A 23927-nucleotide genomic window follows, 5' to 3' on the forward strand; every position below is an offset into this window, starting at 1 on the left:
TAATAGTTACGATTTGTATTTTAAAGTGATCAAGACTGAATGTCAAGCATAGGAGGATAATCAAAGCCAAATGATAAACAAAAGGGGTATCGAACGACCATTGATACCCCTCTCCATTAATAAAAGTCACCGAGTTCTTGTTCGTAATCACCTTCATACTGCTGGACATCATAAGGAATTTCTTGGAGGAAGGCTAACCCGCCTAATATAAGAATCAAAACGATGGCAATGAATGAAAGAATAACTGCGGCAATACTTGAAATGGCAAATAGCGTCTGCATTTTCATCATCTTAGCATATTGTTCTAATAATTCTTCGTAAGAAGTATCAGGAGCCTGAATCAATTGTTCAGCTGCTTTTACAGATTTTTGTACATGGACTCCCATCATAATGAGGAAGACGCCAAGGGCTGCAGGAAGAACAAGCCAAAAACCAATAAGAATAGCAAGACCGCCTGAAATATAGAGAAAGATACTACCAACCTTTCCCCACTTTACGATTGAATGAAGAGATTGAATGATTTTCTCAGTTTGTTGCAATGGTGTTCACTCCTTTATGTATTCACTCTTTATCATACTTGAGTAAGTAGTGCTTTAGGAAGAGCGAATGTTGTTTAATTAAAATGTTTCTATCTTCACTTCATTATTTACAGATAAATAAATTATTTCCGAATAAGAAAAAAGTAACATTTACTATAAAAATTATCAACAAATTATGTCATAAATAAGATTGGTAGTAAAAAATAATTAGTAAATTTATCAAAATATGTTGTTAGTTGTCTAGTAATTGGTTATTATTGTGTTGTATTATCATAAAAATTGGAAGGTGGAATTCATATGTTAGATCGTTTCTTAAACAAAATGACCAATGTTCAACCTGCAGCTGCAAGATGTATTTTGCAAAAATTAGTCACTTCATGCAAATCAGCACCTACTTGTTTCCTTCAAGGTGTTGGAACTTTCCGTTACTATGTGGATCGTGATACAGGTGAGATTTGTACTAGTCAAGAACGCGTTAGATGTGGCTGCTAAATCTAAGGATCTTATTTAATAGGATGTGAGCGCATGAGCATATCTTCAATTTCATTCTTAACAAATGCTATGCAGGCGTCAAATAGGCGTCAAGCGGGTCAAACATCAAATTCTTTTTTAACCCAAGCGGCCCAAATTGTTCAAGGTGACCATTCTCCAGAAGAGAGAAAGGCATTATTTCAACAACTTACTTTAGTTCAGCAAGGAAAAGATTTAGAACTTCATGTTTCTAAATTAAAGGAACTAGAGAAAGAGTCTCAAAAAGAAACGTCTTCTTCGTCTGTTACTGTGAATCAGCATGGTGACCAAGTAGACATTTCAAACGAGGCTCGGAGTGAGTTTGAACAAGCTGAGGAACAGGCTTCAGGTGAAGCGAGTGAAGCTGCTGCAGGGGAAAAAGATCAAGATGTTCAATCAGATCCACAATAAAAAAAGAGGCATGTGTTTGATAGTCTTCACATGCCTCATTTATCTTTATTTTGCCGGTATCCTTGAATAAAGACCATCTGGAAAAGGTGCTGCATATGAGATGATTTCATCTTCTTCTACCATGATGTAATACGGAAATTCTTCAATTTGGAATGCATCTATCATTTGCTCGTCCACTGGGATAATTCGCATGTTGGTTATATTATCACGATATAATTCTTGATCCTCTTTTTGCCCATTCTTTAGCAAAATACTAAATGAAACGTCTAATTTACGCTGCTTTTTCGTTTCTAGGAATTGTTCAAGTGATGGGATGCAATGCGGACATGATGTATCAGTGAAAATAAGCAGCTGCTTCTTGCTGTTGGTTTGCAGTAAATCATTCACTGGAATAGGTGATGGTTTTTCAAGCAGCGGATGCACAAGTTTTTGTCCAACATGCTGTATCGGTAAGATGATCAGTTCCATTTGTTGTTTTAAATAGATGATGACTCCGATCGTTAATAACAGGCTGCAAAGAATAAGAGTGAGCTGTAAAAGTAAGATTGAATTCATCGTATATCGTCCTCTCAGAGTAAAGTTACGCAAAGCTATCATAATACAAATATCAAAAATATGTCAATTATACTAAATGGTGTAAGGTGGAGCGTTTGATGAGTACAGTGAACCATTGTTTATATGCAATCTCCTATACTTGGAAAAGAAGCCGATCTTATCTTCTTTTAACCTTGTTGATCCAAGTGATCGTTGGTTTTATGCCTTTGGCTAGTGTCTGGATTATTCAAACTTTGATTAATGAAATTATTTTATTCATGACGTCTTCAGGAGACATTCAAAAGGTTTTGTGGTTATTTGGGCTGCAAATGGCCATTGTGGTTTTAGGATATGGGCTTCAATTCATTCTTCAGCTTAGCCAGCAGAAAGCGACAAATTTGATTGGTCTGCATTTGAAGGGTGAATTGCTTCAAAAAGCGATCAGGCTGCCGTTTATTACATTTGAACACCCGTCTTTTTACAATGAAAGTCAACGTGTGATGAACAGTCATCAGCATGTTCTGAGTATGGTTAGAAGCATCTTTACCATCATGAGCGCATTGATTACTGTTGTATCACTTCTTATCTATATGATCGGTATCCATTGGGGCTTGGCGGTCATTCTGATCGTGTTTACCCTGCCTGTCTTGTGGATTGAGCTTTTCTTTGGAGGAGCGCGTTATCAATTAAACCGTATGTTAACTGCCAATGACAGAAGAGAAATGTATGTGTCCGATCTTGTCGCACAAAGAGATTCATTGAAGGAAATCCGTTTATATGGAATCGGAAATTACCTTCTTCAGAAATGGAAAGATCATTATGTAAAAAGTGCAGATGAAAAATATAAACTGCTTAAACGGCAAGTTCGCTGGGAGATGGCGGGTGGATTGCTTATGACATTTGCCTATGTATGCTGCGGTCTTTTCATTGTCTTTCTTATTTTTCAAAAAAAATTAGCTGCCGGGACATTTGTCGCTGTGCTGCAAGCGGTGCAAAACATCCAAAGTGGTTTTCAGGACTTAACAAGAGAATGTTCTAGTTTATATGAAACAAGTCTTTATGTTGATGAAATGAGAGCTTTTCAAAAGAGAGAAGAAGAAATTCATGAACAGACAGAAGAAGGGGCATCGCTTCGAAAGATCGAGTGTATTCAGTCCATTACACTTGAAAATCTCTCTTTTACTTATCCGAATATGAAAACACCTGCCATTGAGCATATACATTTTCATATCAATAAAGGTGAACGTATTGCATTGGTGGGGGATAACGGATCAGGTAAAACCACCTTGATTAAATGTTTGACTGGTTTATATGATCCAGATCAGCCGAATATGCAAAAAGTCAATGGTGAGTCCATTCTTACTATTCATAAAAAATCATACCATGCGAGAATGGCTGTTCTTTTTCAAGATTTTATGAAGTACGAGTTCACTGTGAAAGAAAACATCGGGTTTGGCCGGATTGATCATATGGACGAGGAAGAGCGGATGATCTCAGCTGCACGGCAAGCAGGCATAGAGAAAAGAATTCATCAAATGGAAGAAATGTATGATGCACAGCTTGGCCGTTTTTTTGAAGAAGGCCATGAACTTTCTGGCGGACAATGGCAAAAGCTCGCGATGGCTAGAACCTTCTTTAGAGAGAGTGATTTTATCATTTTAGATGAACCGACATCTGCTCTTGATCCACTATCGGAAATTTCACTCATTCGAAAGCTATTCGATCACACGCAGGATCAGGGTGTCTTGTTTATCACACATCGAATGGGAGCTGCCCGTTTAGCAGACCGTATAATCGTAATGAAAGATGGTGCTTTCGTTGAAGAGGGGAACCATGATGAACTGATGGTGTTAAACGGAGAGTACAAAAGGCTTTACGAGGCACAATCTCAATTATTTCAACAAAAGGAGATGGCGTAAGGTGAGTGTCTTTTATTACATAGGTGTCTATTTATTAGGTATTATTTTTGCAGGTGCATGGCTTGATAAAGTAAAAAAACAGACGGCGCATATGCAGCAGATGGGTGCTTATCGGCTGCTGCCTCCTTCTTTCACGGTACCCATGTTTTATTTGTTTTTAACTGTTGAATTGATTTGCACTGGTTTTTTGTTCGTATGGCACATGACCCTTGTACCTGCGATTGGTCTTACAGCACTTTTATGTATTTATACTGGAGCGGTGACCTTCAATTTATTGAGAGGACATCGTGATATTTCTTGCGGCTGTGGTGGACTGCTTGATAATGAACGCCTTCATTGGGGAATTGTGATTCGCAATGTGTCGATGCTGACTCTTGTAATCGGGTTGTTTTATGTGCATCCCTATGTAGAAACCATTCCATGGCAATATAACATTATTTGTTTTCTCATTGCCGTGGCTGTCTCTTTCATGATAGCGGTGGGTCAAGAAGTCTTAATGTTTAAACGAAAATGGATCAATCAATTTGAATTATTTATAGAAGGAGACGATGTGAAATGACAGATATTCTATTGATTATTGTGTTATTCATTGTCATTGCTCAGCTGGCTGTGATATTTTTGCTCGCCCGTTTTATCGGAAAATTTATGAATAAAATCAAAACCCTTGATGGAATTGAATTAAAGGAAGCGGCTGTGGGGGATCCTGCACCGTTATTTCGAAGCTATTCCCATTTAGGGGAGAAGGTCATTTTGAAGGAATATTTTCAAAGCGGGAGTGCTGTGATGCTGTTATTTGTGAACTCTACTTGTATGACGTGCAAAAGTATTTTAGCAGACCTGCAACAGCAAATCGCTGGCGATGATACTCAATTCATTTTTATTAATGGAGATGAGCAGGCGGATGATACGCAGATCCTTGAATTGCTGCCGTCCCAGGCTGTGTATACTCGTTCTTCACAAATCATGGAGCTGTACGGAGTAACGGTTGTTCCACAAGCGATTCTCATTGATGAACATGGTATCATTCTGCAAAGAAAATCTCTTCAAAATGCGAAACAGTTTGAACAGCTGTTACATGCGTCATAAAAAAGCGTCTCTTTGCCAGGGAGACGCTCGTTTTATAATTCTTTTCCTAGGATATCTAAATCGTACCTGCTGCCATCCATTTCTGCGATGCGTGGCAGGTGGCCCCATGTCTCAAAGCCATGCTTTTTAAACAGTCGAATGCTGGCTACGTTGTGCCCGAAAATAAAGGCGAGTAACGTTCGAATGCCTAATGAGGGTGCTAACTCAATGGCTTCTTGTAAGAAAAGTGAGCCTAAGCCTTTTCCTCGATAGTCTTGGTTCAAATAGATACTCATTTCAACGGTCCCGTTGTATGCGGGTCTTCCGTAAAACGTTTCAAAGCTCAGCCAGCCGTAGATATTTCCATCCTCATCTGTTTTCACATAGAGAGGTCTTTTATCGGAATGATTCAAAAACCATTGCCGGCGGTCTTCGACAGATACAGGTTCTGTATCAGCGGTCACTTCTCTAGAAGCAATTGTTGAATTGTAGATATCAACAATCGCTTTGAGGTCATCTTCTGTTGCTATGCGGTTGAAAGTGTTCACAATTAAGTCCCCCATCTTTTTTTCATTTATCATACATATTATTGATGCGATTGCGCAAAATAAAAAGAAAAATGATTTCGTATGTATATATTTTTTGTAAAGTGTTCAGAATGTTGCTGAGGTGATGAAAAATGAGAGAGGAAGAAAAGAAACGTACTTCCAAAATCACAAAAGTTCAGCAATTTTTCCGTAAGCGCTGGGTATTCCCTGCTATTTACTTGGTCAGCGCAGCGGTCGTGTTAACAGCCGTTCTTTGGTATCAAGCTGTATCAAAAGATGTGAAAGACCAACTATCTGATGGAAATCAAACAGGGCAAGAACAGCGTGATGATGCCGTTGAAGTTGGAAAGCCAATTGAAAATGTTGCCATGCCGGTCAAGAATTCTGATAATGTTTCTGTCGTGAAAAAGTTCTATGAAGCAGATGCTGATCAAAAAGAAAAAGAAGCAGCACTTGTAAACTATAATAACACCTATACCTTGAGCAAAGGTATTGATCTTGCAGATAAAGATGGCAAAGTGTTTGATGTCACAGCTGCTCTTAGTGGAACAGTGGTTCAAGCGAAAAAAGATCCAGTTCTCGGTCACGTTGTTGAAATTGAACATGAAGATGGATTATCAACTGTTTATCAATCGTTGTCACAAGTGAGTGTCAAAGAAGGCGATGAAGTGAAGCAGAATGATGTCATTGGTGCTTCTGGTAAAAATCTATATGGTGCTGAAAGCGGTAACCATGTACATTTTGAAATTCGTATGGAAGGTTTAGCGCTTAATCCGCTTAGCTTCATTGACAAGCCTGTTTCTACGATTGAAAAAGCAGCGCAAGAAGTGACGGAACAAGCAAAAGAACCTGCTCAGCCAAAGACTGAGGAAAAAACGAAGGAACCTGCTGCTGAAGATAAGACCAAAGAGCCAGCTGGAGAAAAATCTGAAGAAAAGTCTGATGAGAAGGGGAAATCCTCTGATCAAGAAAAATCTTCTGATTCCTCTAAAGACAGCAGTCAGTCAGAAGAAACAAAACAATCTTAATGTCTTACAAGGTCCTCTGTGTATATAAATACGCAGAGGTTTTTTTCTGCTTAAAAAGATCCTCCGCCACTCGGCGGAGGATACACTATAGGGCGGCAGGTCCTTCTTCACCTGTCCGGATGTTGATTGTATTCGCTACCTCATATATAAAAATTTTCCCATCCCCTGGTTCGCCTGTTCGAAGTACCTTTTGAGCTGTTTCAACGACCTGTTCGACAGGTACTTTACTTAGGACGATTTCGATCTTTAATCGTTCGTACACGTTGCTTTCCTTTTTGACGCCGCGGTATAGCTCTGTATGTCCCTTTTGTAAGCCGCAGCCGTGTACATTTGAAAAGGTAATCGAGGTGACACCAATCTTTCCAAGCTCCACCTTTAATGTTTCAAAATTAGCTGGACGTGTGACAATCTCCACTTTATACATTTTGCTCATAGAGACACCCCTTTTTCTTAATCTTGATAAGCTTTTTCACCGTGCATGGTTAAATCAAGACCCACGGATTCTTCTTCTTCGGTTGCACGAATTTTGAAGAAGACATTGACCAACTTGATGATCACGTATGTCACAACGGCAACAAAAGCGTACGTGGCAACAATCGCGACCACTTGTTTCCAAAGTAAGCTGGGATCTCCGTAAAATAAGCCATTGGCTCCACCGTCATTGACAGAAGTTGTGGCGAAAAGTCCTGTTGCAATTCCTCCCCAAGTACCGCCAATTCCGTGAAGGCCGAATGCGTCTAGTGCGTCATCATAGCCAAATTTGGCTTTGAGAGAAAAGACGCCCCAGAAACAGACGATCCCGCCAATGAATCCTATTATAATAGAAGCAAACGGTGTAACAAAGCCTGCGGCAGGTGTAATGGCGACAAGACCTGCGATGGCTCCAGAGATCGCGCCGAGCATGGTTGGTTTTTTGTTGATCATCCACTCTACTAACAGCCAGCCGATGATTCCTGCAGCAGCAGCTGTATTGGTGTTAATAAAGGCATACATGGCCACGCTGTCTAATGTAAGGGCACTACCCACGTTAAACCCAAACCAGCCAAACCAGATGACAGCTCCGCCGAGAAGGGTATAGATCAAGTTATGTGGAGAAGAGCTTGCTGCTTCTTTACGCTTCCCGAGCACAATTGCAACGACAAGACCCGCAACACCGGACGAGATGTGAACCACGTTTCCGCCAGCGAAGTCAAGCGCACCCATCTGGCCAATCCAACCGCCGCCCCATACCCAGTGTGCGACTGGAGCGTATACAAATGTGACCCAAAGGAGTGTAAATACAACGACTGCTGAGTAGCGAATCCGTTCAGCAAAGGCACCTGAAATGATGGCTGTTGTTAAGACGGCAAAGGTCATTTGGAACATCATGAACAATGAATGTGGAATGGTCTCACTATAGGAACCTGGCGCAAAGCCTACGCCTTTCAGGCCCACCCAGTCTAAGCCTCCGATCCATGCATTGCCTGGTGCAAATGCCAAGGAATAGCCGAATACGATCCATACGATTGAAACGATCGCTAGTGATGTTAAGCTGTGCATGGTCGTGCTTAACACGTTTTTACTTCTCACGAGTCCTCCGTAGAATAAAGCTAAACCCGGTGTCATTAACCACACGAGTAGTGCGCAGAAGAACATAAATACTGTATCACCCATTTGCATGCTGCATTCCCCCGAATCATTCAGAATTAATTGTTTTCTTAATTCTTCATTATAGAGAGAAAAGTCATATATAACATATACATGTAAGTTTATCTGACATGGTTTTTGGTTAAGTTCAATATAAATGGATGAAAAGTTCGTAAAAAATGAGCAAAAACGTAAGTTAAGCACTAAAAATAAAGGGCGTTTGACCTATAAAATGGAGCTGAGAAACAGTTTTGTACGTTCCTCCCTAGGAGAATCAAACAATTCTGAAGGGATACCTTCTTCGACGATGCGGCCTTCGTGCATGTAGACGACACGATCGGCAACTTCTTTCGCAAAGCCCATTTCATGTGTAACAATGACCATGGTCATGCCTTCTTTTGCAAGGCTTTTCATCGTTTGCAGCACCTCACCTACAAGCTCTGGGTCAAGGGCAGACGTAGGTTCGTCAAATAACATGACATCAGGCTTCATAGCGAGAGATCTGGCTATGGCTACACGCTGTTTTTGGCCGCCTGATAGTTTAGATGGATATACGTTGGCTTTATCCGCAAGTCCGACTTTTTCTAGCAATGCGCTGGCTTCAGTGATGGCTTGCGCTTTCTTTGTTTTTTTCACCATAACAGGCGCTTCGATGATATTTTCAAGAACAGTTTTGTGCGGGAAAAGATTAAAATGCTGAAACACCATTCCTATTTTTTGTCTCATTTCGTTTAATTGATGGCGCTTTGGATGAACAGGGCTGCCATCGATGATAATATCTCCTTCATTTTTTATTTCTAAAAAGTTCATACAGCGGAGCAAGGTGCTTTTTCCAGAACCGCTTGCCCCAATTAAGACGACCACATCATTTTCATATACGGTGAGATCGATATCTTTTAAAACATGAAGCTCTCCAAAGTATTTATTGAGTTTTTCAACACGAATGATTTCCTTTGATTCTGTCATGCTTCTCCTCCTATTGGTCACTGGCTGATAGTTTCTTCTCAAAGGTTTGGACAGCGAATGTTAACAGCAGGACAAGAACTAAGTAATAGACGGCTACAACAAGTAAATACGTCATATTGTCAAAGCTGTTGGAGCCTTGCGTGGTGGCGACGTTAAATAGTTCATTGACACTGATAAAGGCGGCGAGTGATGAATCTTTTAAGCCGATAATGAACTGGTTGCCAAGAGGGGGAAGGGCACGCCGCATCGCTTGCGGGAGAATGATGCGCCTCATTGTTAAAAAACGACCCATGCCAAGAGAGCGTCCTGCCTCTTTTTGCCCCTGATCGATGGATTGGATGGCCCCTCTAAATATTTCTGCTATATAGGCGCCATTATGAAAGGCAAGCGCAATGGAAGCAGCCCAGAAGTCGGGTATATTCAATTCTGTGAGGCCAAAATATAGGATGAAAATTTGAACAATCAGTGGTGTTCCGCGCACAAGAAAGATATAGGCATTGGCGATATAACCGAAAACGGCTACGCGGGATATTTTCAATAAAGCAAAGAAGAGCCCGATGAACATACCGATGAAGATACTGATCACCGTCAGCTGTAAGGTGATCAGCATTCCTTCTAAAAAAATACTTTTAGAATCAATCAGCGTCTGAAAAAAATGTGATAGGGTAGGCAAAACAATCATCTCCATTTGAAGAAAGTGCGCCTATAAAAAGGGCGCACAATCGTGGTTTTAATCTTGTTTGACCGTGATGTCTTCATCAAAGTACTTTTCGCTAATTTGTTTTAATGTTCCGTCTTTTTTTAGTGCATCAATTGCATCGTTGATCTCTTCTATGAGCTGTTCATTTTCTTTTGATACAGCAATTGCCTGCTCACTTTGTCCGAGTCTTTCCTGCGCTGTGATTTTCAATTTTTTCTTCATCGCTTCTGCACCTGTGGCGAAATCTGTCACGACTGCATCGTGTTTTCCGTTGGCCAGTGCTTCTAAGGCGACGACATCACTATCATAATATTTTGGTTCTTGCCCGCTATGTTCCTTTGCAATATCAGCGTAGGACGATCCTTTTGATACAGCAATTTCTTTGTCTTTTAAGTCATCAGCATGTTGAATGTCTGCTCCAGGTCTTGTGAAAATTTGCGGACCAGAGTAGTAATAGGGCTTAGAAAAAAGGACGTGTTTTTTTCGTTCCTCATTGATGGTATGACTTGCAACTGCCGCATCAAATTTACCTGCTTTCACGCCTTCGACGATGCCTGCGAATTTATATTTCTTCTGTATAGGTTCGAGACCTAGTCTGTCACTAATCGCATTGCCTACGTCGATATCAAAGCCGGACATCTGATTTCCATCCATATAACTAAACGGATGAAATTCACCTGAAGCTGCAAAAATAAATTTTCCATCCTCCAAAATTGGCGACCCTTTCGCTGTAGAATTACGTTTATCTCCGTTCCCGTTTGTTTCATTTGAACCACACGAAGACAGAAGTAATACTGCAACTGAGAAAAGGGCTGGGACCCAAAACCGTCTTTTTTTAATAATAAGCTTCTCCTCCTTTTCAGCCGTTCTCCATATAAGGAGAAAGTAGGCTTTTAAATATGTGTAGCATCTTACCATTTGTTCCTCATATTCTCAATTTTATATGTGTTATTCCAACAATCGTCCTTTTTAGAATGTATGTCTTGCTTTTCTAAGAGAGAACTTGAATTGATTAGGGTAAAAAAGGGAAATGAATCTCATAATAACGAAAGGATTGGAAAAAAACATGCTAGATCACAAAAAGGAGGTCGGTGTATGAATAAGTGGAAAGACAATCGAAAAGTTTTTTTAACCGCTATTGCCTTTGGAACGATGTTGAATCCGCTGAATTCATCAATGATTTCTTTGGCCTTGCATCAAATTCAGCATGAATTCGGTTTGTCATTTACGACCGTATCTTGGCTTATTTCTTCTTTTTATTTAGCTAGTGCAGTAACACAGCCGGTGAGCGGCCGGATTGGGGATCATGTGATGAGCCGGAGAACCTTATTTTTATTCGGTCTCGTTCTTGTCGCACTCTCAGCCATTTGCGCGCCGTTTGCCCCAACGTTTGCGGTGCTGATTGTGATCCGTCTGTTACAGGCGATTGGAAGCAGTGCCATTTATCCTTCTGGAGTCGGACTCATTCGGGATCATATTCAAGAAAGACAGGCTTCGGCGTTAGCGGTATTATCCATTTTTGCTTCAGCGATGACGGCACTTGGGCCAACGCTTGGCGGATTTCTGATGACCATTGGCGGCTGGCCGGCTATCTTTTTAGTGAATCTGCCATTTATTTTAATCAGTTTCTTTCTCGGCCTATTTTTGTTTCCGAAGGAGCAGAAGAAGAGAAAGCTGCGCATAGGCGAAACCGTGCGAAAGCTCGATTTACCAGGGATGCTTCTTTTTACCGTTTGCATTGTTCTCCTGCTTTCATTTTTATTATCACTGAGTGATGGCATTCAATATGTTCAAGGCATTCTTTGTCTCCTGAGTGCAGGCGCTTTTATCTGGTGGGAGTATCAGGTGGATGAACCGTTTATTCAAATACGGATGTTCAGGGAGGAGCAGCGGCTGTCACTTGTATATGTGCAATTTATCATCTTAAATATCTTTTTCTATTGTCTCTTTTTTGGTTTGCCGAGTTATTTCCAGGATGAGTTAGGCTGGCGTGTGGAGATGACGGGTCTTTTTATGCTGTGTATGTCAGGGGTGAGCATTATTGTGTCACCGCTGACTGGAAAGTGGGTGGATCGCGGGGATGAACGCCATCCAGTTTTAGCGAGTGCCGTATTGATGCTGGCTGGAGCGTCTGCTATGACTTTCTTTTTTATTCCTGCACCATTATGGGGGAAAGGATTGGTTCTGGCGCTGCTTGGGCTCAGTTATGGGATAGGAAATGTTGCGCTTCAAGCTGCGATGCTCAAGGCAAGTCCTCAGCAAATGATTGGCACGTCCTCTGGACTTTTTCAAACATGCCGCTACCTTGGCTCTATTCTGTCGTCTGCTGTACTTGGTATGCTGTTTGGGGATGAAATTGCTGGTGCTCATTTTGCGCAATTAGGCTGGACGTTGATCATCATTTCTCTTATTGGCATAGGTGTCAGTCTTTATTTTTCAAGTATGGTTAGAGGGAGACAGCCAATAAAAAAAGCGGCGCGATAAGTGAGAGAAGAATCTTCATCACGTTATCGCAAAGCCGCTTAAGGGTTGGACAGGTCTGAGCCCTGATCCTTTGTCTTCCTTCTGAAAATTTTCCCAACAATTGTCTCGTAAAATGTCACGATGCGATCAATTGGAGAGTCAAAGAACTTCCATAATTTATTCATGATAAAGACAACCACAATCGATACGACCAAGCTGCCTAAAACATCAAATGGATAATGATGACCGACCCAGATGCGGGAGAATCCTGTAAGTAATCCAAAGACGAGCAAGATGTTGCCGAGCTTTTTATTACGGGATCGAATGGCTAATGAAAGAGCCAGTGCACCTGTTGTATGGTCACTTGGGAAGGAAGCGTCTGCTGAGTGCGGGATGAGTGTGTCGACTTTATGCGCCACAAACGGCCGCTCTTCATAATGAAACAATGTAATGGCAAAGTTGACGATAAGTGCTGCAATGCCTGTTACACCGGAAAAGAAGACATGCTTCTTAAATTTGTGATTCCCTAAAAACCAGCAAATCAATAAGACAAGGGCGTACACAAGAATGGCCTTTTTCGTAATAAAGATCATGGCCTGATCTAAAAACTCAGAATGGTGAGCCATCCCGTGTATGACTTTAAACAATTCGTAATTCAAAACATCACCTATACTTTCGCTTAATGCCAACTATTTTTCAAAAAAGCCTGTATGCTCTATTTGAAATATCCTATATTTTAGCATGTTTCCGGCGAAGTTTAAAATAGTATCCTTTTCCTTCTATTCTGAAAGGGAGACCTTTTGTGCTTTTGCTTCCTGAGGTTTTCGTTCGCTCCAATAAAAAACGCCCATACTCAGTAAGACAACAATACCCGCAATAAGGTACACATTTGAAAAGTCTGTGAAACTGACAAGGAGTCCAAAGACAAATGAGCCAGCAGCAATACCTGTATCATACAGAGTAAAGAAAGTTGCCGTCGCATACCCCGTACGGTGAGCTGGTGAGTGCTGAATCGCAAGTGTTTGTAAACATGGCACGAGCGAACCGTAGCCAAGTCCAATCACAGCGCCTGATAGAAGAAGCATTGTGGCTGAATGTGTCGCTGTCAGCATCCATAAACCAATGGCAAAAAGGGCAATCGAAGGATAGATCACAACGTGAGCTCCAACTCGGTCAAAAAGTCTGCCTGTAAATGGACGTGATCCAAGCATTGCAGCCGCAAACACAATAAAGAAATAACTGCTTGCACCCATCAAATGGAGTGAATTGGCATATACTGAAATAAATGAAATAATCGGTGAATAACAGAATGAAATAATAATACCGACGGCCGCTGTTTTTAATGCGCCTTTTTCAAACAGGTGCGAAAACGTGAATCGGAAGACGATGCTTCCGCCGTTTTCAGGCTCTGGCTGTCTAATCAGCATTGTAAAAGCGGCTCCGATTGTCACGATAATGGAAAAGAGAAGAAATAAGGAATGAAATCCTATTTTTCCTACTTGATTCAGTGCGATAAACGGACCGATGACAACAGCGAGGTTCATGGACATCACAAAGTATCCGAGTCCTTCCCCGCGTTTATGTTTCGGGATCATATCAGCCGCAATGGCACTGGCGACTGTCGTCAAAATACTAAAAAAGATCCCTTGTACGAAACGCAGTATAAGAAGCGTTTGGAATTGATCAATCGGGATGTATAAATAAGTGAGTAAGGCAAAGGCTGTAGAAGAGAAAATCGCCATCCGTTTTTTGCCGAATTTCTCAATAATGGCTCCAGAAAACGGTCTTGTCACAATAGCAGATAATAAGAAGACCGTCACAAGGAGACCGCCCTGTGATTCTGTTCCATTTAGTTCATCCATTGTGTAAATGGGCAGTAATGTCAAAAGGGCATAAAAAGAGGTGAACGTAAATAGATTCACCAGGACAATCATGATAAAGTCTTTTGTCCATATGCGTTCGTTCATGATGTATGTCACTTCCTATTCAGTTGATAATTTGTGTAAAAGTGTATGGAGGAGTTGTTTTTCTTCGTAGGTAAAATCTGAAAGACATTCTTCTTCAAATTGTTCCATCGTGCGTTTGATTTCTTCAAAACGGGCTTTTGCATCATCTGTCATTATGATCAGATTTTCGCGTTTGTCTTTTCCTTGTACGCGTTTCACCCAGCCGTTTGCTTCTAAACGGGTGACGGTTCTGGTGATGGTCGGTGCTTCGACGTTCAAATATGTCCAGATGTCTTTTTGGGTTTTCGGGCCGAATGTATCCAAACAAAAAAGCACAGTCCACTGGGACATGTACAAGTCATAAGCAGCAAGCGCTTCGTTCGCCTTTTTAGACAGCAGTCGTGCGCCTTGATGTATTTGATGTAAACACTCTCTATTTAACGTATCCATATGCTCACCTTTTTTAAATATTTAGCTAGGTAAATAAATTCACCTTTTCTATTTTACGTGCTGAATCCTTTCTTGTAAAGTGAAAATTTTCGCGCCCCGAAATGATTTTTTGTTTTGCCTTTTCTGATAAATCCCTTGTCCCATCTTCATTTTTAGCATATTCCCTATTCAATGCTAATACACTGTTACAAACCTGACAAAGAGAGTGTTTGAGGTGAGGGATCGTGTTTGGCATTTACTACCTAATGGATGAGAAATTACGACGAACAAGCGCCGCTGAAAATGGATAATCTTCATACGGATCTCATTTCACACTTCTCACATCCATTTTAGGGAGGTCGAGTGGTGTGCACGATTACATCAAAGAGCGAACAATCAAGATAGGAAAGTATATCGTGGAGACAAAGAAAACCGTTCGTGTTATTGCGAAAGAATTTGGAGTCTCTAAAAGTACTGTACACAAGGATCTAACAGAAAGACTGCCAGAAATTAATCCAGATCTGGCTAATGAAGTGAAGGAGATACTGGATTATCATAAATCAATCCGCCACTTGCGAGGAGGAGAAGCCACCAAGTTAAAGTATAAAAAAGAAGAAATTCTAGAAGGCGAGCCTGTGAAACAGTAAGCTTAGTTCTTTGTTCATAAACATGATATATATATCTTCCTCATATCGGTAGTTTCTAACCACAAATTTTGTAAAGACTTTTGTAAAGAAATATCTTTTTTTCTGCAAATTATGATAGAATATATAATTAGGGCAGAATGTGGTATTTGCTATGGAAACAGATTTTCAAGGAGGATATATATAGATGTTTGCTAGGGATATTGGAATTGATCTTGGTACTGCAAATGTACTGATTCATGTCAAAGGAAAAGGAATTGTGTTAAATGAACCATCTGTTGTAGCTCTTGACAAAAACAGCGGGAAAGTTTTGGCTGTTGGAGAAGAGGCTAGACGTATGGTTGGACGTACGCCTGGGAATATTGTTGCGATTCGTCCATTAAAAGACGGCGTAATCGCTGATTTTGAAGTAACTGAAGCGATGCTCAAGCATTTTATTAACAAATTAAATGTGAAAGGGCTGTTCTCTAAGCCGCGTATGCTCATCTGCTGCCCGACAAACATTACATCTGTTGAGCAGAAGGCGATCAAAGAAGCTGCTGAAAAAAGCGGTGGTAAGCATGTATTTCTTGAAGAAGAGCCAAAAGTAGCAGCAATCGGTGCTGGCATGGATATTTTTCAGCCAAGTGGAAACATGGTCGTAGATATTGGAGGCGGAACGACAGATATCGCTGTCATCTCAATGGGTGACATTGTAACCGCCTCTTCTATTAAAATGGCTGGAGACAAATTTGATCTGGAAATTCTTAACTACATTAAAAAAGAGTACAAGCTGTTGATCGGTGAGCGCACAGCTGAGGATATTAAGATCCAAGTTGCAACGGTATTCCCAGACGCACGTCACGAAGAGATTTCGATTCGTGGACGAGACATGGTGACAGGATTACCAAGAACGATTACCGTCACAAGCAAAGAAGTAGAAGAAGCATTGCGTGAATCTGTATCTGCGATTGTTCAGGCTGCGAAGCAAGTTCTTGAGAGAACACCGCCTGAATTATCAGCTGATATTATCGATCGCGGCGTCATCATTACAGGTGGCGGAGCTCTTCTAAACGGGCTTGATCAATTGCTTGCAGAAGAGCTGAAAGTACCAGTTTTCGTTGCTGAAAATCCAATGGACTGTGTAGCAGTTGGTACTGGTGTGATGCTTGATAATATGGACAAGCTGCCAAAGCGTAAACTCAGCTAATGATTTCCCTCATTCTTTTTAGAAAGAATGGGGGATTTTTATTAAAGAACCCTGCTAATCAGCCGATATATTTCATAGAAGATTGTGTTTAGGTCATGTGAAAGAATTTGAATGAGGTGAGCACGTGTTAAAAGGACTATATACCGCAACATCTGCCATGATCGCTCAAGAGCGGCGGACAGAAATGCTTTCAAATAATATCGCAAATGCGAATACGCCAGGCTATAAAGCGGATGAAGGGGCAATGCGTGCATTTCCAGAAATGCTGCTGAACCGAATGGAATCAGGACGTTTCCAAACATCCTCAGGCAAAGGCTTTAGTGTTCCGCTGCAATCGCCGATTGGCGGAATCAATACTGGGACATATATGCAGGAATTAATCCCTCAATTTACACAGGGAACTTTAAAAACAACAGATCAAACAACAGATGTAGCACTAGTTGAAAATAATGTGCCGATCAATCCGGAGACCAATCAGAAATCAGCGCTATTTTATGCGGTCAACACACCAGAAGGCGTTCGTTATACGAAAAGCAGCTCCATTACATTGAACGCACAAAAACAGCTGACCATTAATGGCCGCGCTCTTCTTTCCGTGACGGGTCAGCCGATTACGGTTCAGAGTGAGAATTTCAAAGTGAATGCAGATGGTACTGTGTCTGAAAATGGCCAAAATCTTGGTCAAATCGATGTACGTGTTGCGATGGATACAAGAAACCTAGCGCGTGAAGGAAATGATTTATACCGTACAGCTGATAACCAGCCACTGCCAAGTGCAGTCAATAACGGTCAAATGTCTTATACGTTAAGCCAAGGCGTATCGGAGCTGTCAAACGTGGATGTGACGAAATCATATACAGATATGACAACGGCCTACCGAGCATTTGAAACAAATCAAAAAGTGGTTCAGGCGTATGATAAAAGCTTAGAAAAAGCAGTGAATGAAATTGGCAGAGTGTACTAATTAAGAAATGAAAAAGAAAGGAGGATTCTTATGCTTAGAACGATGATAAACGCAGCTGTATCGATGAATGAAGTGCAAAAGCAGCTTGACATCATCAGCAACAACATCGCGAACAGTGAAACAACAGGATACCGCGCGAAAAACACCCGTTTCTCAGAGCTGATCAGACAGCAGTTTAATCAGGTAGATGAAAAAAATGAGCAGGTGGCAAACAGTCGTCTGACACCTGCTGGGTTAAGGCTTGGAACGGGGACAATGGTCAATGCGTCCATTAACTCGCTGCAAGGCTCTATTAAAGAAACAGGACGTGATCTTGATGTTGCATTCGGAGCGCCGTCGCAGTATTTGCAGGTCAACGCCGGCGGTAATATCCGTTATACAAGAGATGGTTCACTTTACTTACAGCCGGGCAATAACCGTAACCAAGTGCAGCTTGTCACGAGCGAAGGCTATCCGATTCTTGATGAAAACGGAAATGCGATCGTCTTAAATGCGAATTTCCGTGATATTTCAATCGATAAAAATGGACGGCTGACGGCGATTTCAAGAGATAATCAACCGAACCAGCAAGTGAATCTAGGCGTTGTACAAGTCAATAATTCTTCAGCACTTGTCTCTGAAGGAGATAATTTGTTCTCGGTCGACGGAACTTATCAAGGCGCATTAACAGCACTAAATGGAGCAAACCGAGAGGCGATTCAGCTTCAGCAAGGTGCACTGGAAACGTCAAATGTGGACATGTCGAAAGAATTAACAGACCTGATGACAACACAGCGTTCCTATCAGATGAACTCAAGAACGATCACGATGGGCGATCAAATGCTGGGATTAATTAATACAATTCGATAATTAGCAGGCTGTTATCAGCCTCTCATGATAAAAAAGGCGGCTCGCTCAAAGTCGCCCTTTTTTTTATAATAATCTGAGACATCAGCAAGCAGATCCTCAAGATCAATCCAGGCTTCTTTTCGTTCAAGACATGTGACGAGCGTGGCGATTTGCTCATCTGCCTTTGGCGTTTGGCTGTAGAGAAGAGATAAGATTTGAAACTTCATTCTTAATATATCAAACTGGGAAGCAACAGCTTCTTTCAGCCCTTTTTGAATATACTTCATCCCTTCATCAGTTAAATTTTCTTTAAAACAGGAACGCACAGTTTCGTATAGGCACGATACATAGGAGTGTGCTGACTTTCGGTATGCTGGGAGACGAAGCGCTTTTTTGAAGTATTCTAGCGCTTCCTTGTGACGGTTTTGTCTCGACTGAATAAAGCCAGCGTCATAATAAACGATACCAAGCAGCTCTTGATCATCAATCTTTTTCACGTAATCAATAATCTCAATGAAAATATCTTCCGCTTCCTCATATTTCTTTTGGTCGCTATAGTTAAGAGCGAGCACAATTTTACACCGATAGATGCTATGGATGTCTTCGTGTTTTGCAAAAATATCCATGGCTTTTTGAACATGACGAATCGATAACAACGAGTAACGGTTGTTATAATAAACACCGCTTGTACGGAAATGGAACTCTGCTTCCTCAAGCTCATCTTTAAGTAATGGCAACCGTTCCTCTGCCTTTTCGAGATAATGAATCGCATCATTTTGATCACTTTTTAAAGATTCATATAATCCGAGAAAGAAATAAAAATAATATTGCAGTTTTTCGTTCATTTCATCTTTGTGGGGCAGCAGTTCATGTTTGAGTTTTTCTAAGTCCTCTGTCTGATTCATCCAGAGCTGATGACGAAACAGCATCAGCTGATAATGGAGATAGAGCTCCTGTTTTTTTGATAATTTACGTTTATATTTTAGCAGTGTTTTTTTGATTTCTTCTGCCTTCGAAAAATGTCGATGCTTTAGCATTGTATACCAGGAATGGAGAAGTTTTTTTATGGATTTATCGCTCATAAAATTCATTTTTACCCTCTTATTCAATCAATGATGTAATATATATTACCATATTTGTGAAAAAACAATGAGTGTAGTGTGGATTATATTTGATGACAATTGGTAATGATAGATTCTATTTTTTACCATATACGTAAGGCGAATATTGAAAAATGCCAGCATTCATAATATACTTCTATAGGAATCAAATGAAGATCAGCGATATAGAAAAGAAGGAGAGATCAAGATATGCTTGATGCTCAGCAAATTCAAGACATTATTCCACACCGTTATCCATTCTTATTGGTCGACCGTATTTTAGAGGTTGATGGAGAAAAAAGAGCGGTTGGAATTAAAAATGTCACAGTGAATGAAGAATTTTTTAATGGCCATTTCCCAGGATACCCAGTCATGCCAGGTGTGCTTATTGTAGAAGCACTCGCACAGGTTTTTGGTGTGATTATGTTAGGCAAGGAAGAAAACAAAGGGAAAATTGGTTTGTTTGCAGGGATTGACGGCTGCCGCTTCAAAAGACAGGTCAAGCCTGGTGATCAGCTTCGTTTAGAGGTTGAAGTGACGCGTCTCCGCGGACCAGTTGCAAAAGGAAAAGCAGTAGCGACAGTAGATGGCGAAGTGGCATGTGAAGCAGAACTGACATTTTCTATCGGTCCTAAAGTATCATGATTTTCCTGGCGGTTCATCAAGCATGAATCGCTTTTTTATTTAAAAACGTTCAGTTAGAACGGACAAGGACTTGCAATTTTGACAAAAAAACGTCATATTAGACAAAAAAAAGATGAAGGTGATAAAGGATGCTGAAAGAATTTAGAGAATTTGCCGTCAAGGGAAATGTCATTGACTTGGCTGTAGGTGTCATCATTGGGGGAGCATTTGGCAAAATTGTTACTTCTCTTGTGAATGATTTAATTATGCCGCTTGTCGGTATTATTATTGGAGGGCATGATTTTAGCGGATTATCCATTAAAATCGGAGCTGCTCAAATTTTATATGGGAACTTTATTCAAACAGTGGTTGATTTCTTAATTATCTCGTTTTCCATTTTTATCTTTATTCGTTATTTGAATAAGTTAAAACGGAAAAAGGTTGAGGAAGAAGAGGTTGTGGAAACGCCGGATCAAACGGAAGTTCTGCTCACTGAAATCAGAGATTTATTGAAAAATCAAAGCCAATCTAAAGATGTGCAATAGAAAAAGAGCGGCTGACCCCGCTCTCAGCGTGTAGACAAACCCTTGCATTCGGTGTCAGGTCTGCGCTCCGGTACTCACGAATGTGAAATTCGCTCCGTTCCAGTGCTCGCCCTTGCTAGACTTCAAAGGTTTTCAAACACGCTGAAAAGAAGACAAAAGGGCTAAAATCAAGATCATTTTAGCCCTTTGTCAACAATCTAAGAGCGGCTGATCCCGCTCTTTTTTTATGTGTTTTGTTTAAAAGCATCCAGCAGCTTTTCTCCTGACAGCCCCTCTTTGACGAGGTCTTTTAATACTTCTTCAGTTTCTGTTCTGTAACGATTTGTAATCATTTTACCATCGAGTAATACAGAAATGTTTTCTTCTAAGGCAACGATGTTTTTGACTTGGACAGATAGATGAACAGGGCGGTTGTTTTCTTTTGTGATCGTCACAAGAATCTTCACTTCTGTGTGCTGCTGAAAGAGCACCTCAAACACCTGTCTATGTTTCTTTGGAATGAGTGCCTCGATCATCCAGTGATTTTCACCGTCTTCTTTATTAATGATTAAACCGTCACGAAGGGGAATGCTGGACATTTTATCTTGCTGTGGATCAAGTTCAATTTTTAAATCAATCAGCCTAAAGGTTTTCATATTTATCACCTCACAAGCGTTCATTATTCGTAAGTATCATTATAGCATACAACATCTGTATAAATGAAACCGCTGCCTGCTTAGAACTAGCTGCACATGAGTGAAAGGAGATGTTTTATGGAGTCCTATCAATTGCGAAACATACATATAGGCGATGATAAGGTAGAGAGTAATATACGTGTTTATTCGTGGGGAGACATTCTTTCATTTTGTGATGTGTATATGGAAGAAGGGGAGTCACTCACGTTTCAATACGTCACCGAGGATCAAATGGACTGCTTTGAGTTTCAGCTGTCGGTTCATGATGGCCGGCTTTGTTTTTATTGGTTTGCGTGGGACGGATCTGATTATATTCACATGCCTTCTAGTAATTGGATTCATTCAGATATTTTTTATCAATTTATGAAAAATAAGTATTTCATCAAACAAAACAAGATGATGTTTTATACGCAAGCGGTAAATAACAGAAAGTAACGAGGATATAGACAATTTGAAGGTCTATTTTGCCATTTTCATGTTTTGTCAGATACGGCCTTTCTCCGTAGACTAGGGGTAGCTGAAAGGAAAGGAGGCAAGTCCAGAATCAAAAGGTAACGTCTATCATCTGAAAGCCCCCCTCTAGCTAAAGCTGATAGATGCTGCCTTGTGCATATGAACACTGCGTAATAGAACCCAATGCTTCTTTGTATAGGTCATGTGTCCCCTTGTGAATCCCCTTTGTGTGTATCCGGTCATATCGCGTGGCCGGATACCCTTTTATTCACTGTTTAACCGATCATCTCTTGCAAATAGTGGATACTCATTTCATAATGATGATGGATTTTGTTAACGGTATGTCGGTTGAAAATAAAGAAAAAAAGGAGAGAACAATGACAAACATTCAATTAATCGCAACGGATTTAGATGGAACTTTATTGAATAGTGAACACAAAGTGAGTCAGGAAAACGAGCAGGCATTAAAGGAAGCAGCTGCGAATGGAATTGAGGTTGTCGTTTCAACAGGGAGAGCGTATTTTGATGTGAAGTTTATTTTTGATCAGCTTGGTATGAATACTTGGGTGATTAGTGCCAATGGAGCTGTGATTCATGATCCAACGGGAAAGGTGTACCATTCAGCTGCTTTACAAGAAGAAAAGGCTAAACACATATTATCATGGCTTGAAGAACGTGATTATTATTATGAAGTCTTTACAAACGAAGCCATTTTCACACCGAATCGCGGCAGAGAGCTTCTTGCGATTGAAATGGACCGCTTAAAAAGTGCAAATCCAGAAACGGATCAAAATGTCTTAAAACAAGCGGCAGAAGTTCAATACAGCCAGTCGGGTTTTTCTTATATTGATACATATAAAGAATTGTTTCATGAGGATCGAAAGCTTTCATTTTACAACATCTTAGGTTTTTCTTTCTTTCAAGACAGATTGAAAGCCGGATGGGATATGTTTGGTGATGATTCAGATTTAACATTGGTCAGTTCAGCTGATCATAACTTTGAAATTGGTTCAAAGGACGCGTCTAAAGGGCAGGCTTTAACAAGGCTGGCAGAAAGACTAGGTATTCCTTTAAGTAGGGCAGCGGCTGTAGGAGACAGTTTAAATGATGAATCGATGCTTCAAGCAGCTGGTGTTGGGGTTGCGATGGGAAATGCGAGACAGGATATAAAAGAAATCGCTGATCATGTCACGTTATCAAACGATGAACATGGTGTGGCGCATATGATCCGGCACCTTTTGAAATAGATGAATCAGATGTCATAGTATAAATCACATAGGAAGAAGCGCATTCTACAAAAGAGGAATTCAGAACCACTTCTATTTACACCTGATGTGGAACATCATATAATTTAATTATGAATAAAACCCGCTTGTAAGGAAATTAAGGAGAGTAAACGAATGGCGCTGGAATCTTATAAGTCCGAAAATCTGCATTTAATCAAGGAAGCCTTGGACTATACTCAGGTTGGCCTGACGGTGACGGACCCGTCTTTACCTGATAATCCTTTAATATATGTGAACAAGGGCTTTTTAGATATGACAGGCTATCAAGAACCCGAAGTATTGGGGAAGAATTGTCGTTTCCTTCAAGGAGATGAAACTGAGCAAATCGCTCTCAAACAAATTAGAACAGCCATTGAGAACAAAGAGGCTGTCACTGTTCAGCTGAAAAATTATAAAAAATCTGGACAAATGTTTTGGAACGAGTTAAGTGTCGCTCCTCTTTGGATTGATGAAAATGAAGGAAAACGTCTTTATTTCGTTGGTCTGCAAAAGGATGTCACGAAAGAGAAAGAACAGCAGGAGCTTCTTGAGCAATCAATTGATGAAGTGCTGAATATTTCTGTCCCCATCGTTCCGGTGAAAGATGGTATCTCTGTGTTACCGATCATTGGTACGTTAACAGCGCCAAGATTTGATAAGATCATTTCAACGGTCTCCACCTATATCTCTCAATCCAAGGATGATTATTTTATTGTTGATCTGTCCGGATTATTAGAAGTGGATTCATTTGTGGCAGATGCGATCTTTAAGCTGAACGATTTGATTTTAATGACGGGTACTGAGCTGATTGTGACAGGAATTAAACCGAATCTTGCAATGAAAATGGGAGAAATGAGAGAGGACTTCCGTGAATTAAATACGTATATGAATGTGAAATCTGCATTGAAAAAATTAAACATTTAGCATACGTTTATATGAAATGAAAAAAGAGGACTT

29 protein-coding genes are annotated in these 23927 nt (G+C 40.6%); 16 read left to right on the forward strand and 13 right to left on the reverse strand.

Features of this window, described 5'->3' with window-relative positions; translation table 11 throughout:
- Positions 1-116: 116 nt before the first annotated feature.
- Positions 117-539 (reverse strand): DUF5362 family protein, encoded by a 423-nt coding sequence (locus tag JVX94_RS16730; protein WP_095409761.1) that lies wholly within the window; start codon positions 537-539, stop codon positions 117-119.
- A 297-nt stretch (positions 540-836) separates the two neighbouring features.
- On the opposite strand from JVX94_RS16730, the gene JVX94_RS16735 reads away from it, so the two are divergent.
- Complete coding sequence (locus JVX94_RS16735) at positions 837-1031, forward strand: hypothetical protein (protein WP_073978875.1); 195 nt, start codon at positions 837-839, stop codon at positions 1029-1031.
- Between the two features lie 33 nt (positions 1032-1064).
- Positions 1065-1460 carry a hypothetical protein gene (locus JVX94_RS16740; RefSeq protein ID WP_205183866.1) on the forward strand — a complete coding sequence of 132 codons (396 nt, stop codon included), beginning with the start codon at positions 1065-1067 and terminating at the stop codon, positions 1458-1460.
- 45 nt (positions 1461-1505) lie between these two features.
- On the opposite strand, the gene JVX94_RS16745 is transcribed toward JVX94_RS16740, so the two are convergent.
- The gene (locus tag JVX94_RS16745; protein WP_205183868.1) at positions 1506-2015 is read right to left on the reverse strand and encodes a thioredoxin fold domain-containing protein; all 510 of its coding nucleotides are present in this window, start codon (positions 2013-2015) and stop codon (positions 1506-1508) included.
- A gap of 98 nt (positions 2016-2113) precedes the next feature.
- Between JVX94_RS16745 and JVX94_RS16750 the strand changes: the two genes are divergently transcribed.
- Genes JVX94_RS16750 through JVX94_RS16760 form a run of 3 tightly spaced genes read left to right on the forward strand, consistent with a single transcriptional unit; the run spans position 2114 to position 4999 of the window.
- Positions 2114-3913: an ABC transporter ATP-binding protein gene (locus JVX94_RS16750; protein WP_144471937.1), complete on the forward strand. Its 1800-nt coding sequence runs from the start codon at positions 2114-2116 to the stop codon at positions 3911-3913.
- A gap of 1 nt (position 3914) precedes the next feature.
- Positions 3915-4472: a MauE/DoxX family redox-associated membrane protein gene (locus tag JVX94_RS16755; RefSeq protein WP_205183870.1), complete on the forward strand. Its 558-nt coding sequence runs from the start codon at positions 3915-3917 to the stop codon at positions 4470-4472.
- On the forward strand, positions 4469-4999 hold the full coding sequence (locus tag JVX94_RS16760; protein ID WP_205183873.1) for a TlpA family protein disulfide reductase: 531 nt from the start codon (positions 4469-4471) through the stop codon (positions 4997-4999). The genes JVX94_RS16755 and JVX94_RS16760 overlap by 4 nt, the downstream gene beginning before the upstream one ends.
- Before the next feature lie 32 nt (positions 5000-5031).
- Here JVX94_RS16760 and JVX94_RS16765 read toward each other — a convergent pair whose 3' ends face one another.
- The gene (locus JVX94_RS16765; RefSeq protein WP_205183875.1) at positions 5032-5541 is read right to left on the reverse strand and encodes a GNAT family N-acetyltransferase; all 510 of its coding nucleotides are present in this window, start codon (positions 5539-5541) and stop codon (positions 5032-5034) included.
- Between the two features lie 116 nt (positions 5542-5657).
- Here JVX94_RS16765 and spoIIQ point away from each other — a divergent pair, with 116 nt between their 5' ends.
- Positions 5658-6554: a stage II sporulation protein SpoIIQ gene (gene spoIIQ / locus JVX94_RS16770; RefSeq protein WP_205183877.1), complete on the forward strand. Its 897-nt coding sequence runs from the start codon at positions 5658-5660 to the stop codon at positions 6552-6554.
- An 85-nt stretch (positions 6555-6639) separates the two neighbouring features.
- On the opposite strand, the gene JVX94_RS16775 is transcribed toward spoIIQ, so the two are convergent.
- The 5 genes from JVX94_RS16775 to JVX94_RS16795 form a co-directional block, all read right to left on the reverse strand.
- Positions 6640-6987 (reverse strand): P-II family nitrogen regulator, encoded by a 348-nt coding sequence (locus tag JVX94_RS16775; protein WP_024423704.1) that lies wholly within the window; start codon positions 6985-6987, stop codon positions 6640-6642.
- A gap of 17 nt (positions 6988-7004) precedes the next feature.
- Complete coding sequence (locus tag JVX94_RS16780) at positions 7005-8213, reverse strand: ammonium transporter (RefSeq protein WP_205183879.1); 1209 nt, start codon at positions 8211-8213, stop codon at positions 7005-7007.
- 192 nt (positions 8214-8405) lie between these two features.
- On the reverse strand, positions 8406-9146 hold the full coding sequence (locus tag JVX94_RS16785; RefSeq protein ID WP_205183881.1) for an amino acid ABC transporter ATP-binding protein: 741 nt from the start codon (positions 9144-9146) through the stop codon (positions 8406-8408).
- 10 nt (positions 9147-9156) lie between these two features.
- Positions 9157-9834: an amino acid ABC transporter permease gene (locus JVX94_RS16790; RefSeq protein ID WP_205183883.1), complete on the reverse strand. Its 678-nt coding sequence runs from the start codon at positions 9832-9834 to the stop codon at positions 9157-9159.
- Positions 9835-9876: 42 nt separating this feature from the next.
- Positions 9877-10764 carry a transporter substrate-binding domain-containing protein gene (locus JVX94_RS16795; RefSeq protein WP_095409752.1) on the reverse strand — a complete coding sequence of 296 codons (888 nt, stop codon included), beginning with the start codon at positions 10762-10764 and terminating at the stop codon, positions 9877-9879.
- A 177-nt stretch (positions 10765-10941) separates the two neighbouring features.
- On the opposite strand from JVX94_RS16795, the gene JVX94_RS16800 reads away from it, so the two are divergent.
- Entirely contained in the window at positions 10942-12330 is a 1389-nt protein-coding gene (locus JVX94_RS16800) for an MFS transporter (RefSeq protein WP_197197613.1), read from the forward strand.
- A 38-nt stretch (positions 12331-12368) separates the two neighbouring features.
- On the opposite strand, the gene JVX94_RS16805 is transcribed toward JVX94_RS16800, so the two are convergent.
- The 3 genes from JVX94_RS16805 to JVX94_RS16815 form a co-directional block, all read right to left on the reverse strand.
- On the reverse strand, positions 12369-12968 hold the full coding sequence (locus JVX94_RS16805; protein WP_111290635.1) for an undecaprenyl-diphosphatase: 600 nt from the start codon (positions 12966-12968) through the stop codon (positions 12369-12371).
- Between the two features lie 120 nt (positions 12969-13088).
- Positions 13089-14276 (reverse strand): MFS transporter, encoded by a 1188-nt coding sequence (locus JVX94_RS16810; protein ID WP_064497932.1) that lies wholly within the window; start codon positions 14274-14276, stop codon positions 13089-13091.
- Between the two features lie 15 nt (positions 14277-14291).
- Positions 14292-14705 carry a MarR family winged helix-turn-helix transcriptional regulator gene (locus JVX94_RS16815; RefSeq protein ID WP_144471946.1) on the reverse strand — a complete coding sequence of 138 codons (414 nt, stop codon included), beginning with the start codon at positions 14703-14705 and terminating at the stop codon, positions 14292-14294.
- A gap of 347 nt (positions 14706-15052) precedes the next feature.
- Between JVX94_RS16815 and spoIIID the strand changes: the two genes are divergently transcribed.
- The 4 genes from spoIIID (at position 15053) to JVX94_RS16835 (ending at position 18330) form a co-directional block, all read left to right on the forward strand.
- Positions 15053-15331, forward strand: coding sequence for a sporulation transcriptional regulator SpoIIID (gene spoIIID, locus JVX94_RS16820; RefSeq protein WP_008343327.1), 279 nt, complete (start codon positions 15053-15055; stop codon positions 15329-15331).
- A gap of 184 nt (positions 15332-15515) precedes the next feature.
- Entirely contained in the window at positions 15516-16517 is a 1002-nt protein-coding gene (gene mbl, locus JVX94_RS16825) for a cell shape-determining protein Mbl (RefSeq protein ID WP_007497573.1), read from the forward strand.
- 124 nt (positions 16518-16641) lie between these two features.
- Positions 16642-17481, forward strand: a complete 840-nt coding sequence (locus JVX94_RS16830) for a flagellar hook-basal body protein (protein ID WP_095409748.1) — start codon at positions 16642-16644, stop codon at positions 17479-17481.
- Positions 17482-17511: 30 nt separating this feature from the next.
- Positions 17512-18330: a flagellar hook-basal body protein gene (locus JVX94_RS16835; protein ID WP_034281197.1), complete on the forward strand. Its 819-nt coding sequence runs from the start codon at positions 17512-17514 to the stop codon at positions 18328-18330.
- A gap of 14 nt (positions 18331-18344) precedes the next feature.
- On the opposite strand, the gene JVX94_RS16840 is transcribed toward JVX94_RS16835, so the two are convergent.
- A complete protein-coding gene (locus JVX94_RS16840) occupies positions 18345-19400 on the reverse strand; it encodes a tetratricopeptide repeat protein (protein ID WP_205183885.1) in 1056 nt (351 codons plus the stop codon).
- A gap of 219 nt (positions 19401-19619) precedes the next feature.
- On the opposite strand from JVX94_RS16840, the gene fabZ reads away from it, so the two are divergent.
- Together fabZ and mscL are read left to right on the forward strand one after the other, a co-directional pair.
- Positions 19620-20054 carry a 3-hydroxyacyl-ACP dehydratase FabZ gene (fabZ, locus tag JVX94_RS16845; RefSeq protein ID WP_048237618.1) on the forward strand — a complete coding sequence of 145 codons (435 nt, stop codon included), beginning with the start codon at positions 19620-19622 and terminating at the stop codon, positions 20052-20054.
- Between the two features lie 128 nt (positions 20055-20182).
- Positions 20183-20578 carry a large conductance mechanosensitive channel protein MscL gene (gene mscL, locus JVX94_RS16850; RefSeq protein WP_024423693.1) on the forward strand — a complete coding sequence of 132 codons (396 nt, stop codon included), beginning with the start codon at positions 20183-20185 and terminating at the stop codon, positions 20576-20578.
- 224 nt (positions 20579-20802) lie between these two features.
- On the opposite strand, the gene JVX94_RS16855 is transcribed toward mscL, so the two are convergent.
- Positions 20803-21213, reverse strand: a complete 411-nt coding sequence (locus JVX94_RS16855; protein ID WP_024423692.1) for a YwpF-like family protein — start codon at positions 21211-21213, stop codon at positions 20803-20805.
- A gap of 117 nt (positions 21214-21330) precedes the next feature.
- Here JVX94_RS16855 and JVX94_RS16860 point away from each other — a divergent pair, with 117 nt between their 5' ends.
- The 3 genes from JVX94_RS16860 to ytvA all read left to right on the forward strand — a co-directional run bounded on the left by JVX94_RS16860 (position 21331) and on the right by ytvA (position 23894).
- Complete coding sequence (locus JVX94_RS16860; protein WP_095409745.1) at positions 21331-21687, forward strand: hypothetical protein; 357 nt, start codon at positions 21331-21333, stop codon at positions 21685-21687.
- A 404-nt stretch (positions 21688-22091) separates the two neighbouring features.
- Entirely contained in the window at positions 22092-22952 is an 861-nt protein-coding gene (locus JVX94_RS16865) for a Cof-type HAD-IIB family hydrolase (RefSeq protein WP_222122337.1), read from the forward strand.
- Between the two features lie 153 nt (positions 22953-23105).
- Entirely contained in the window at positions 23106-23894 is a 789-nt protein-coding gene (gene ytvA / locus JVX94_RS16870) for a YtvA family blue-light photoreceptor (protein ID WP_048237614.1), read from the forward strand.
- The last annotated feature ends 33 nt before the right edge of the window (positions 23895-23927 follow it).

Origin of the sequence: Bacillus sp. PDNC022, from assembly GCF_016919285.1 — a bacterium.
GTDB classification, from domain to species: domain Bacteria; phylum Bacillota; class Bacilli; order Bacillales; family Bacillaceae; genus Bacillus; species Bacillus safensis.